The sequence below is a fragment of the Bradyrhizobium sp. JYMT SZCCT0428 genome, assembly GCF_018131075.1.
In the GTDB taxonomy this organism is placed as follows: domain Bacteria; phylum Pseudomonadota; class Alphaproteobacteria; order Rhizobiales; family Xanthobacteraceae; genus Bradyrhizobium.
In genome coordinates this window covers 104,431-115,635 of the sequence record NZ_JAFCLS010000029.1, presented here as the reverse complement: position 1 = coordinate 115,635, position 11,205 = coordinate 104,431, and the positions used below count along the sequence as shown (strand labels likewise).

The window sequence follows — 11,205 nt, the reverse complement described above, 5'->3', positions numbered from 1 at the left end:
ACCTTCGACATCCTGCCGATCAGCAGTTCGGTTATCGCCGAACAGCAGAGGATCGCCGACACCTTCAAAGATCTCGGACTCATTCCCGCAGCGATCAACGTATCGGATGCGGCGCGCAAGTAGCTGGGCCACGATCACTTCTGCCAAGGGGCACTTTTGAGACATGCCTGTCTGTCCTGGCCGTGGTCTGGCTAAACCGACGCGAATGAACCTTAGCGGACATGCTGCTTGTAATCTTCGATGTCGGCTTTTCCCGCGCGCCTCGACTGAGGTCACCTTTACGCCGGGACGCGCACGAGCCTCAACGGAACTGGAACAATGTCCAAGCGAACTGATTGGAAATTGTTGCGGCCTAGCTGGGATAGACAAAGAGGTATTCCTGGAGAAAAGCGTGTTATCAGGGAAGGAGCATCAAATGGATGACGAACGAAAATCATCAAATGCGGGGGAACGGGCCGCTGAAGGCTTGCGCGAGGCGACTGCTAAGGAAGAAGCGAAAAACGAGAGCAAGACGGGGCACGATCTAGCTAAGGGCGCTGATCGCTTCGATGAACGCTCTAAAAGCTCCGATGGAAAAAGCGCAAAAGAAAAACAGAAAGGGTGAACTATTCATAAGACCCGGCGCGGTCGTTTCCGTGCAAGAACCTGCATGCAGGCCAACCGGGCCGATAGTTGGCGAAGTGACCCGTTGGCCCAAGCTGGCATCGGGCAAGGCTCTCGCTGAGCTCATCTAAAGCGGAAATCGCCCTGCGCTTAGGTGAAATGACGTAAATTTCGTCATTTGACTGAATCCAATGTATTGACCCGTCACCGCGCACGGTGATCGTAGGAATCGTCAACTTTCAGTCCGCGAGGGCGCGGGGACTGATCATGCCGCAAGCACTTTTGGTGTCTGCGAACGAGGTCATCGATTAAGGGCGGGGACGGCGACGAAGCGCTGGCCTCGTGCGCGCTTTTGCAGCTCGATCCATCTTGCTGAAAGCTATAATACCTCAACGCGAACCTGGGCCACGCCGCGGTCCGTAATTCCTAAACTGCGCGCAGCACCGAGCGAAAGGTCGAGGACGCGGCCGCGAACCCAAGGTCCCCGGTCGTTGATACGAACTACTACTGACTTGCTGCTGGCAAGATCAGTTACACGAACTCTTGTGCCGAACGGTAGGTTGCGGTGGGCAGCGGTCAGGGAATTGCGAATGAACGGGGCTCCGCTCGCTGTTTTTCCTGTCGGATATGAATAGTAAGAGGCTTTTCCAGAAAAAACGCGGTTTGAAGGTCGAGAAGCTGAGCGCTCTTCCGGACGATGAGCCGTCTCCACCCCGGTCGGGGGTTGCTCTAGCGGAGGATTGTGTCTGGGCTGGTCGTATGCCTCGGGTGCCGGTTCTGCGTGCGCTTTTGGAATGATCGACCATCGATCAATGAAGGTCTGTGCTGAAGCAGAATCGACATCTGTGCACAACCAAGCCGGAACTGTAATAATCGCGACTATTCCAAAAATAAGTCGCATGGACGGCCTCACAAACAAATGGAAACAAATGTAATAACGCAAGCTGTTGAGGCCCCGTTCCTTTCATGCAGGAATTCTCGTGGCGATGAATGGATATATACCGATGCGTCCAACTCATAGGCTCGGTGTTTTATGTGTGAAAGGTGCAATCGAGAGGGATGTAACCGTCATTGAAATCGTAGGGAAATGTTTGTGAGATAGGGGCAACGTATGGTATTGTTATACAGCGTCGAACAATTCAGTACCTTCGTATCGGGAGAGACTGCAATCAGTCGCGGTGAACAGGGGTAAGCGGAGCGGGATGCAGATCATATCTGCCGAACGGTATTGACATTTAGCGCGTGATCTTCAAAACCCGAACCTAAGTTGGCCGGCGCATTAGCCAAACTTTAAGCGCGTCTGCAAGTTTCTTGCCCGTTTTCCGGACGCTTTACGGGTTAAGCCCACCGTAAACGATTAGTTTTTACAGGTGAGCCGATGCCAACCATCGCACCAGCCGATACCGAAGCACGCAGCACGCCGCGATGGTTTGATGAGGTTCGGCGATTTTTCTGTCCCCTGCGTTATCCGCAATCTTTCGGAAATTGACGCTGCGTTGGACGCAGCTCCCGAGAGTTTTGTCCCCGATCAGTTCACTTTGATCGTTGTACGAAAAAACAATATCTATTCCTGCACCGTCATATGGCGAAAAGGAACGCGCCTAGGCGTTTCGTTCTGCAGAATAACCTCAACGATCGACGAGCGCAGAAAGTCTCTGCGGTGCTCAACTTCTCAGGGCCAGAGTTAGATGCAGAGCGTCGCCGTATTTTTGGTTGAAGACGAGGCGCTAATAAGGATGATGATCGTCGAGATGCTCGAAGAGCTCGGGCATCGCGTTGTCGCCGAGGCAGGAAGTATCCACGAGGCTGAACCGCTGGCCCGTACTTCCGTATTTGATTTAGCGATTTTCGACATCAATGTCGCCGGCTTTAACATCAGTCCCATTGCTGAGATCGTGGCGGCGCGGGGTCTGCCATTCGTATTCGTCAGCGGCTATGGTCCGGAGGGGCGGCCAACCTTGTTCAGCGACAGGCCGGTGCTCCGAAAGCCGTTCTTGCTTGAAGACTTCGCTGTGCCATGATCGATGCGTCCATGGCTGTCAAAGCAGCTAGGCCGCGAGATGAAGGCCGATGAGCGGCGCGCCACTAGGCGAAAATCAGCACGGCTCGAAGACCGATGGAAACACTAATATTTTTCGCGGACCGCCTCTAAACGCCTCCAAACTGAGGGATCCGTCGCCCCTTCGATGACTGACAGCGGGCCCGTCAAAAAGACCCATCACTGAGGGGGTCAGAGGGACTGAGCGGCATCCCAGTTAACGCATCTGGGTTGCACAGAAGCTTCCTGTGAGGCGGAATGCCGAACACTCGCGGATTATTTCGTGCAAGGCTGGTTGAATAGCCATCGCCGATACCTGATCTCAAGCGGCGGCTGCGGTCTTGAGGGCTTCCCGGATACTTTGGTTTGAACATCACGCCTCCACGCAGCGCCGAGCTATAACCAAGGCTTCGGTCAATCGATCCCAGATATCCCCTCAACCAAGTCATGCCCCGTCGGCGAATAATTTGGGTCCGTTCCATGCGTCGGGCGACCGGAAAGGCTTTGTCTGATATCTCTTCGAAGTATGCCGTGTTCACGTCGATCATGGACTTGGGTTAAACAGCTCGGGAGCGACCCTGCCCCTCACAAGCGGCGAAGCTCCCGCGATGTTGGCGCAGGTGTTGTAACGCGGTGCAGCACAGGAACTATTGTGTTTTGCAAAGGTTGCATTATGCGGGCAGCTGAGGAGGAACCGAAATGCTTAACGACGATCTGAACCGCAATAATCTGAATCGCGACAACATGAGGCTGAACCAAGATCCGCTGACTCCCAACGACCGCTATGAAGGTATGAGCTCCGGGTGGATGATGCTGATCGCTGCCGTTGCTGTAATGGCCGTTCTGTTTATGTGGGCACCGTGGAGCGGACCGCGCGTTGCTGACAATACCACGCCCGGCATGACCACAGGCTCGTCTACGCGGCCGATCCCTCCGGCTGCCCCGACCGCTCCGGCACCGACCACACCGGCTGCACCTACCACAACCCGATAAAGAAATTGCCGCTAGAGGAATTTACCTTCTAGCGGCGTTTCATTTCCTATTTTCGTTTTGCATTTGCTTCCTTAAGTCATCGCGGCGCGACAGGGTTATTTTTGTGAGTTGCGTATGAAGCGTACCGAGATGCCGGGGTTCATTAAGCCCCAGCTTGCGACCCTGAAGAGCAAGGCTCCGAAGGGTGAGCAATGGATTCACGAAATCAAATACACGGCTACCGCGTCCAGGTTCATGTCAACGCCGGCCGGAAGAAGGTCTACACCCGCAACGGGCTCGATTGGACCAAACGCTTTTCCCTCATCGCCGGCGCCTTCGATATCTCGGCAAGCGATCATCGATGGGGAGGCGGCTGTGGTCCACGAAGGACGGACCAACTTTTCCGAACTCCAGGCCGAGTTAGCCGCGGGTAAGCAGGATCGGCTGGTCTACTATGCCTGCGATCTCCTCTGGCGTGACGGCGACCTCAGGAAGTTGCCCCAACTCGAACGCAAGCAGATGCTGGCTGACCTGCTCGGCGACGAAGACGTGGACCTGCCTGTTATCTACAGGAAACATCTAACCGGCGACGGGCAGGAGATGTTTAAGCACGCCGCGAAGCTAGGCTGGGAAGGCATTATTTCCAAGAACGCGACGACGCCATACCGATCGGAGCGGACAGAGGCCTGGCAGAAAATCAAAACGGTCATCGAGGGGAAATTCCCCGTCATCGGGTTCGTCAAAGATCCTACCGGCGTCGCCGCGCTCTACCTCGGGAAGAAGGAAGGCAAAGATCTGGTTTACATGGGCAAGGTCGGGACAGGCTGGTCTCGAACCAGCTCCAGCCAAATCCGCAAGCAACTCGATACCGTGGTCAGCCCGAAATCCAAGTTGACCAAGCATGTGAAGAAGCCTCGGGCGACCTGGGTGGACCGGGTGTTCATGGCGGATGTTGAGTACCGGGACATCACCTCGGAAGGTTTACTCCGGCAAAGCTCGTTCAAAGGCCTGAGCAAAAAGGAACGATAAAGCCGCAGCCGTGTTCATAATTCATGACCGCACAGCTTCCAACTCTTATCGAGAACTCGCTTCAAATCGCCTGGGATTACCTCGACGGCATAGGTGAGCTTGCTGACAAGCAGCATACCGCCGAATTCCTGCTTTGGGACATCCAGTCGCAGATAATGAGCGGCGAGCGCCGGCCGCTCATGCTCTCAAACCGCGCGATCGAGAGTTATCGTAAACAGCCGCATCATCTGCAGCTCGCTAGGTGGGGATGATGGATAGGAAAAAGCCGGCTTAGATGCGGTCACTGCGCGCAAGAAAGTGGATGACGCCTTCCGTTCGAACTTCGGCAGAGCGTCTCGCGCGGGAAAACAAACTATAATGTGGCGGCCTAACCCCCAAGGTGGCCGTCATGAGGGCGCGCGGTATGCTGGCGATATTTGGAGCCAGGCCCGCGCGTTCTCATTTCTCCTTCCGTGAAACTTCTTCGCGCTCTTCTTTACCGGCCGAACTTTCCACATGTTCAAATGCGAGTGCGGTGACCGAAGTTGGATATCCGAAAGGACGGAGTCTCGGCTGACCTCGCTCGGTACTTGATCTCAGCGAGAGCACCGTTTTTTAGCGGGTAGGGTTCCGCATTGCGCCGCGTTCGAGGGGCCGAAACGCGTCTGGTCGAATCCCTCTTTCTTTTGTTTCGGTCGGCGTTGATGCGCTGTTAGCGGCGTTTAAGGTGTCCCTGAGATGCTCCGCGGCGGAGAGCGATAACCCCACCAATTCTTCATCCTCAAATCGGGCAGGCCGCTTCAACTTACGCAAACCATCCAGCTTGTTTCGGTACGATCCCGCCTGACTAGGAAACGGGATGGCTGGGGTTCTAGCATTGCATCCTCCCAATAAGGATGGGACGCGCCAGCGTGAGCCTCGTTGTGACGCGATCTTTCCAATCGATTAAACTGACACAGCAGCAAAACGTTCCTGCGTACACGGGCTACTGGTCTTCCCGCAGCCCTTTGAAAAATGGGTGCCGGTCAGCGGCGTGAGCCGTCGCCGCAACTCTGCCGCGGATGTCTTGTCGAAGCCATGGTCGACCTTGCCGGCGTAGAGCAGGTCGTTGCCCTCCTTTGAGACGACGCCTTCGAGGCCGACCTTGCAGGCATGCGCGTAGATCTCGCGACCGTCGGTCGCAAACTCTCGCTGAACGTCGGTCGCCGCGATCAGCCCTCTGAGGTGCGCCTTACGCTCCATCAGCGGCAGCTTCCGCAGGTCGTAACCGTTGAGGTAGAGCAAGTCGAAGGCGACCAGCACGATGCGAGTCGATTTTCCCTTCAGCTCGTTCTGCAGGACCGAAAAATCCGTTGTGCCGTCGGCGGCCGGAACGACGACTTCGCCGTCGATGATCGCGGATCCCGCGCTCAGGCGCAAGAGAGCTACCTCGTTATCCTCGAAACGGCACGTTGTCGCTGACGACGGCGCGATGACCGAAACGCCGGCGCATCCTGTTGCTCCAATGGTCCCTGCACTGAATCCGGGTGCACGCTTAGTTCAACAGAGGCGGCGTCGCCACGTTCTGATTGGTGCGGAAGAAGTTCGTCGGGTCGTATCGCCTTAATGGCGGCTAATCGCTCGTAGTTGGCGCCATAAGCTTCGCGGATGCGAGAAGTCTCATCACCGCCGAGCGAGTTCACATACACGGCGCGTTCGAGATGCGGCTCCAGCGCGGCGTAGCACTCGCGGGTCCAGCCGATGTTCACCTCGTCATCGGCGGGGTCAAGCCACTGCGACAGCATCTGGACCTCCCACTGGTCATGACGGTGGACGAATGCGGTGGCGCTCGGCGGCACCCGTGCAGCCGCACCGTGCATCTGCTGGAGCGAAAGTCTCATATACGGTGACGGACGCCGCGCCGCAAACTCGACTATCACGTCGATTCCCGCCGGGGTGAGCCGGCGCTGCCAGCCGGCCTTCCAGTAGTGTCGTCGTTCGAGCGGGAAGAAGGCGTCGCTGGCGCGCTGGAGGTCGACGTATCGCCTTGACGCGATGGTGTCAGCGAGCGGCGTTTCAAACGCGTGCAGGGGCCTGAGCACGCGGTCACCGAGATCGAGCGCACCGCACCAGGCGACGCCGATGCCGACGACTGGCACACCGTCGGCGGTGGTCGACAGCGCGGCGTTGACGCTCAACTCGTCTGGGCAGCTGCGTGCGAAGTCGTCGTAAAAGGCGAGTACGGTCTTGGCCTTGGTAAACGGAAACACGACGCTACCGCCTAGCACCGGCCCCACTTCATGCAGGCGGTACTCGAACGACGTGACGATGCCGACGTTGCCGCCGCCGCCGCACACGGCCCAGAACAGATCGGGGTGCTCAAGAGGGCTGGCAGTGCGCAACCGACCATCGGCAGTCACAATGTCGACCGACAATAGATTGTCGCAGGTGAGACCGTACTTGCTGCATAGCCAGCCGACGCCACCGCCAAGCGTAGGGCCGGCGATGCCTGTAGGGGAGACAGCGCCCATCGTGGTGGCCAAGGCGAAAACTTGGCAGTTATGGTCGAATTCCGCGAGCGTCAGCCCCGGCTCGGCACGGGCCGTGCGGCGCACCGGGTCGATGCGGCATCCCTTCATCAGCGAGAGGTCGATCATCAGCCCCCATCGATGACCGCCTTGCCAGAGACGTTGTGGCCCCCGCTGCGCACCGAAACAACAAGCCCGTGCGCTTGCGCAAATCCGACGCATGCGCGGATATCGGCGGCCGTCGCGCATCGCGCGACCAGCGCTGGTCTACAGTCGATCATCGCGTTGAAGATCTGCCGTGCGGCGTCGTAGCCGGTGTCGCCGGGCGTGAGCACGGAGCCCCGGAGCGCTGTTCGAAGCTCTGCCAGTGCTGCGTCTTTGACCGTCATGGGGCCTCTCCGATTACAGTTGCGCACACCGGAGCGTCAGGGAAAAGGGATTCAACCCCCTGGTCCCGGAATGAAGCAGCGCCACATAGGCGTCATACTTCCATCGCGGCTGTCGTAGGACGGCGCCCACCAAACCATCGCGATGCCGCTGAGGTTCGGCTGGTCGATCACGACGGAGTATGGCACGTCGAACCATTGCCCGGGTTCGGTTGGCCGATGGGGATGCATCAGCAGGACTCTATAGCCACCTTTCGCCATGTCCCACTCGGCCTCCGCGTGGTGGCCATCTCCGCTGTCACAACACGCTTCGCCCGCCTTGTTCTTGAGACTTTTGAACCACGTGTAAAGCAACCGCACTCCATCCCGCCATGCGAGCTACGATCAACCGATAGAGACGCGTCGGTCGTCCATTCGAGTTGGTCATGGAAACCTCCGTTTCCCCCAAACCCGCTCTCGTAAGTCATCGAGCCTACGCGAGGTTCAACCGGGAGGCAGCGCCAACAAGAGGTACTCCGTATGACCGACCTGACCGGGAACAAGGGACAATCGGCCGGCCAACGATGGCCATGTTCAATTTGAATTGTGAGCACAATTGAACAGAACTCGGGATGCCGTATGCGCATTTATTGATGGGGCAGGGGGTTGGTCTCGAAGCATCGCGAGAGCAGTTGCCGCGGCGGCCGATCGCCGCGCTGGATTAAGATTAAGCACCGGCAACATCCGGCGTTCAGCCGCGTGATGGAGCAGTCTAACTGAAGGCGGTATCTGTTTGCTCAGGGCTCGAATCTGGCCGCCGACTTTTAGGCAAACCGCTCGGCACCGCCCGTTGTGAACTTCACATAGGTGCCACTCTCGTGCAGCCACAGCCATCCACGCGCGATCGCGAGATCTAGGGCGTGTACTCATAAAATCGCAGGAAAGTCTGCTTGGCTTTAGCCGCCCGCGAACAACAGGACTGCAACTAGGCCAATGTTCATGATGCCGAGAGCGATGATAGCTGCTCGATAGAGGAATTCGACTGCCATGGCATGTCCTCGTTGCGTGTATGAAATCACGCTACACCCGCGGGCATCCAGTGGCTTGTGCCGTTTGTGCCACAAGGGCTCGATACCCGTATTTTTGCGGTATCCCGTTTAGCCGTCGTTCATTGGACCCGCTCAAAATCGCGCGTAGATTATGGCATGTAGGCGAGGAAATGGCTTCCTTTGACCCGATGGCCGCTGCGGTCGATTGGCTTGACGCATATCGCGCGGCCGACCTTTCAATTGTGGAAATGTATTCTGCTGATGCCGCGCTGCAATGCGATTGCAATGGGGCGCAACAGTTGCACGGCCGAGCCGCAATTCGGGCTTACTGGCAACAACGCTTTATCGAAAAGCCAGCCGGTGAACTCACTAATTTGAACCTTTTCGACGGTGGCATCGTCGTCAGCTACCGCGTGTCCGGCGGCGTTGTGAACGCGGTTCTATTTTTCGATGGTGATGGGAAAATCCGGCGCAGCCGATGCAGGCCTTCTTGACTTGCTCGACGTTGCGACTCATTGCCAGACTTAGCCCGGCGGCTCGTTTTCAAATCAGGCACTTGTGAGGATTAGTAATGCGTATAGGTGAGAAAACTTCCGTTGATCTGCTGTCCGTCGCAGTCGATTGGCTTGATGCGTATCGCGCGGGCGACCTTTTCATTGTTGATTGTTATGCTGATGATGCTTCCCTGCAATGTGATTGCGGTCGCAGAAAAGAATGGCACGGTACGGACGCTATCACTGCGTACTGGCGTCAATGGCTCATTGAAAAGCCGGCCGGCGAACTCATCGATTTGCAGTGGAAGGCCAACGATGTTGTTCTCGACTTCCGCGTGCCAGGTGGGGTTGTGCGGGCGACGCTCACCTTTGATGCCGACGGGGCGCTTCTGCATAGTCGGTGCGGCCCGTTGGACCATCAGGTCGCGGCATAATGGCCTGATTACATCGCAATCTCTTTTTCTTCGGCACAAACGCCGATAACGCGATCATGCCCTTCGGCGTGACAACCATCGGGTAGCGGGGCTGCTTTTTCGCGCCCGGTGTGTCTGCAATCAGGCCGGCTCGCGCCAATGCCCATAGAGCGTTGCTGCCACATGGTCCGGTGAGTGTGTAAACGCTGCCGGTGTGCGTTCGATAGACTGCGCCGCGCGCCGCGGCTTGCAACGCGAGATATTGGGCCGTGGTCAAGGTCATCATCGTGCTTCGTGTTACTCTCAGTCCCGGCGAATCACCGAGAGGCTCCCGCGCGCCGCGACTGCTTTCGCTCATTAATCCAACATCGACGGGCTGGACAGTTTTTTTAATGACCAACGAGTTGATGCCCCGATTGGCCCAGTTGACCAGAGTCCACGGCATAATTTTGGACGGCAACGACCTCGTGGTCCAGTGCGCCACGGAGGCAGTGGACCGAGCCGACCTGCAAATGCCCATAGCCGAGGCGTTGAAGCTCAGTGAAGGGCTTTCGCGGCTCCCTTATTCGATCTCGTTAGACACAAACGAATATTCGATGACATACGGGTCAATGCCCCAGTTAGCTCAATTGACCAAGGCGCATGGCGTGGTGGTGTTGGACGACAAAGAAGTCTTGGTCCAATGCGCCACGGCCACCGTCGAGTGGACCGACATCGCAATCCCCATAGAAGAAGCACTGAGGTTGCGCGAGACCTTTCGACGTGTCAGTTCGTTCGTGCCTCGAAAAAAGGGTGAGAAAGGAGAGCCCGAGCGCGTGCTCCGTTTCCCTCGGCCAATCAATTTGCAGGCGATACTTGCGATACAGGGATTTTATTACCGCTCAAATCGCTACATGCAAGCTCTCACTAGAGAGGAGCTGGATCAACGCTTGCACGACGTAGCGGCGAACGTGATGAAGCTTCGCGATGACGGCAAGTACACTTTAATTCAGCCGAAGCGGAATGGAATGCATGCTCCAACGCGCAACATCGACTTTTTGCTCCTCTACACCGAATTGGCTGAGGAATTTCTAATACGGGGACTACTTGATGGCGGTGGGAAATCCACCAACCCGCCGGAAAGGATCAGGCGTTTGTCTGGCGAAAGTTGGTGCCGTCGGCCGGACTGGGAAAATGCTTCGCAGTATTCGCGAGAGAGCTATCTCAATAAACCCAAGATGCTCTTCAAATTCGGCAAGGCGGAACACATACGCCCCCTTTACGAACGGGGCGAGGTGTTCGTCAAACCGGCGTCCTTTTTCAAAGTTGCGGAGGCGCGGCTCGTCAAGATGACGAACTTACGATGCGCTGGTATGATGCAGGCCGGAAGGTGGAGTTTACTACCAGCGACTATTTCTGTTGGAGTTGCGCTTCCGTTTATGATGACCGCTTATTTTGGGATTTCCAGAGTGACGGAAGGCCTGCCGATGCATGTTTGGCGATCCACAACCCAGATAGTTTCATAGAGAGATTTTCCGAAGCCGTCCCGAACGCAGTACGCGTGCGTCTCGCGCCCGTAATTTATTACGATCCACTCGCCATTTCAGACGATCCTGCTGAATTCGCAGCCTATCAAGATGAAGCCATTCAATGCGCAAAGCATTTTCGGTTTGCTTACCAATGGGAGTTTCGAGTTGTCATGACACGGTCTATTCAGACCCCCTTCCAGCCCTTCAAATTCGAGATGGGTCCGCTGCGGGACATCGGGGAGCTGATA

At 56.8% G+C, this 11,205-nt stretch carries 13 protein-coding genes and 1 pseudogene; 7 read left to right on the top strand and 7 right to left on the bottom strand.

What is annotated here, in order from left to right:
- Window positions 1–415: 415 nt before the first annotated feature.
- Window positions 416–604: a hypothetical protein gene (locus JQ575_RS27260; protein ID WP_212036203.1), complete on the top strand. Its 189-nt coding sequence runs from the start codon at window positions 416–418 to the stop codon at window positions 602–604.
- A 378-nt stretch (window positions 605–982) separates the two neighbouring features.
- Here JQ575_RS27260 and JQ575_RS46170 read toward each other — a convergent pair whose 3' ends face one another.
- On the bottom strand, window positions 983–1,504 hold the full coding sequence (locus JQ575_RS46170) for a septal ring lytic transglycosylase RlpA family protein (protein ID WP_212036202.1): 522 nt from the start codon (window positions 1,502–1,504) through the stop codon (window positions 983–985).
- A 787-nt stretch (window positions 1,505–2,291) separates the two neighbouring features.
- Between JQ575_RS46170 and JQ575_RS27250 the strand changes: the two genes are divergently transcribed.
- From JQ575_RS27250 to JQ575_RS27235, 4 genes are all read left to right on the top strand, one after another.
- Window positions 2,292–2,624 carry a response regulator gene (locus JQ575_RS27250; RefSeq protein WP_212036201.1) on the top strand — a complete coding sequence of 111 codons (333 nt, stop codon included), beginning with the start codon at window positions 2,292–2,294 and terminating at the stop codon, window positions 2,622–2,624.
- Window positions 2,625–3,340: 716 nt separating this feature from the next.
- The gene (locus JQ575_RS27245) at window positions 3,341–3,634 is read left to right on the top strand and encodes a hypothetical protein (RefSeq protein WP_212036199.1); all 294 of its coding nucleotides are present in this window, start codon (window positions 3,341–3,343) and stop codon (window positions 3,632–3,634) included.
- Window positions 3,635–3,748: 114 nt separating this feature from the next.
- On the top strand, window positions 3,749–4,642 hold the full coding sequence (locus JQ575_RS27240; RefSeq protein WP_249166918.1) for an ATP-dependent DNA ligase: 894 nt from the start codon (window positions 3,749–3,751) through the stop codon (window positions 4,640–4,642).
- Window positions 4,643–4,665: 23 nt separating this feature from the next.
- The gene (locus JQ575_RS27235; protein ID WP_212036197.1) at window positions 4,666–4,893 is read left to right on the top strand and encodes a hypothetical protein; all 228 of its coding nucleotides are present in this window, start codon (window positions 4,666–4,668) and stop codon (window positions 4,891–4,893) included.
- A gap of 754 nt (window positions 4,894–5,647) precedes the next feature.
- Here the strand turns inward: JQ575_RS27235 and JQ575_RS27230 are convergent.
- The 4 genes and pseudogenes from JQ575_RS27230 to JQ575_RS27215 form a co-directional block, all read right to left on the bottom strand.
- Window positions 5,648–6,073 (bottom strand): annotated as a pseudogene (locus JQ575_RS27230) (DNA ligase); the annotation flags it as partial.
- Window positions 6,046–7,239 carry an FAD-binding oxidoreductase gene (locus tag JQ575_RS27225; protein WP_409364828.1) on the bottom strand — a complete coding sequence of 398 codons (1,194 nt, stop codon included), beginning with the start codon at window positions 7,237–7,239 and terminating at the stop codon, window positions 6,046–6,048. The pseudogene JQ575_RS27230 and the gene JQ575_RS27225, both read right to left, overlap by 28 nt.
- Window positions 7,240–7,256: 17 nt before the next feature.
- Window positions 7,257–7,517 carry an FAD-binding oxidoreductase gene (locus JQ575_RS45795; RefSeq protein WP_212036194.1) on the bottom strand — a complete coding sequence of 87 codons (261 nt, stop codon included), beginning with the start codon at window positions 7,515–7,517 and terminating at the stop codon, window positions 7,257–7,259.
- A gap of 51 nt (window positions 7,518–7,568) precedes the next feature.
- Entirely contained in the window at window positions 7,569–7,775 is a 207-nt protein-coding gene (locus JQ575_RS27215; protein ID WP_212036193.1) for a hypothetical protein, read from the bottom strand.
- Between the two features lie 937 nt (window positions 7,776–8,712).
- On the opposite strand from JQ575_RS27215, the gene JQ575_RS27210 reads away from it, so the two are divergent.
- Window positions 8,713–9,036 (top strand): nuclear transport factor 2 family protein, encoded by a 324-nt coding sequence (locus JQ575_RS27210; protein ID WP_212036191.1) that lies wholly within the window; start codon window positions 8,713–8,715, stop codon window positions 9,034–9,036.
- 71 nt (window positions 9,037–9,107) lie between these two features.
- On the opposite strand, the gene JQ575_RS27205 is transcribed toward JQ575_RS27210, so the two are convergent.
- On the bottom strand, window positions 9,108–9,431 hold the full coding sequence (locus tag JQ575_RS27205) for a hypothetical protein (RefSeq protein WP_212036189.1): 324 nt from the start codon (window positions 9,429–9,431) through the stop codon (window positions 9,108–9,110).
- Window positions 9,400–9,732, bottom strand: a complete 333-nt coding sequence (locus tag JQ575_RS27200) for a hypothetical protein (RefSeq protein WP_212036187.1) — start codon at window positions 9,730–9,732, stop codon at window positions 9,400–9,402. The genes JQ575_RS27205 and JQ575_RS27200 overlap by 32 nt, the downstream gene beginning before the upstream one ends.
- Here JQ575_RS27200 and JQ575_RS27195 point away from each other — a divergent pair.
- Entirely contained in the window at window positions 9,719–10,954 is a 1,236-nt protein-coding gene (locus tag JQ575_RS27195) for a hypothetical protein (protein ID WP_212036186.1), read from the top strand. The two genes, JQ575_RS27200 and JQ575_RS27195, sit on opposite strands and share 14 nt — an antisense overlap.
- Window positions 10,955–11,205 lie beyond the last annotated feature (251 nt).

Coding starts and splice junctions, on each gene's coding strand:
- JQ575_RS27200 (WP_212036187.1), bottom strand. CDS start 9,732: ATGACCTTGACCACGGCCCAATATCTCGCGTTGCAAGCCGCGGCGCGC.
- JQ575_RS27245 (WP_212036199.1), top strand. CDS start 3,341: ATGCTTAACGACGATCTGAACCGCAATAATCTGAATCGCGACAACATG.
- JQ575_RS27215 (WP_212036193.1), bottom strand. CDS start 7,775: ATGGCGAAAGGTGGCTATAGAGTCCTGCTGATGCATCCCCATCGGCCA.
- JQ575_RS27260 (WP_212036203.1), top strand. CDS start 416: ATGGATGACGAACGAAAATCATCAAATGCGGGGGAACGGGCCGCTGAA.
- JQ575_RS27205 (WP_212036189.1), bottom strand. CDS start 9,431: ATGCAGAAGCGCCCCGTCGGCATCAAAGGTGAGCGTCGCCCGCACAAC.
- JQ575_RS46170 (WP_212036202.1), bottom strand. CDS start 1,504: ATGCGACTTATTTTTGGAATAGTCGCGATTATTACAGTTCCGGCTTGG.
- JQ575_RS27250 (WP_212036201.1), top strand. CDS start 2,292: ATGCAGAGCGTCGCCGTATTTTTGGTTGAAGACGAGGCGCTAATAAGG.
- JQ575_RS27225 (WP_409364828.1), bottom strand. CDS start 7,239: ATGAAGGGATGCCGCATCGACCCGGTGCGCCGCACGGCCCGTGCCGAG.
- JQ575_RS27240 (WP_249166918.1), top strand. CDS start 3,749: ATGAAGCGTACCGAGATGCCGGGGTTCATTAAGCCCCAGCTTGCGACC.
- JQ575_RS27235 (WP_212036197.1), top strand. CDS start 4,666: ATGACCGCACAGCTTCCAACTCTTATCGAGAACTCGCTTCAAATCGCC.
- JQ575_RS27210 (WP_212036191.1), top strand. CDS start 8,713: ATGGCTTCCTTTGACCCGATGGCCGCTGCGGTCGATTGGCTTGACGCA.
- JQ575_RS45795 (WP_212036194.1), bottom strand. CDS start 7,517: ATGACGGTCAAAGACGCAGCACTGGCAGAGCTTCGAACAGCGCTCCGG.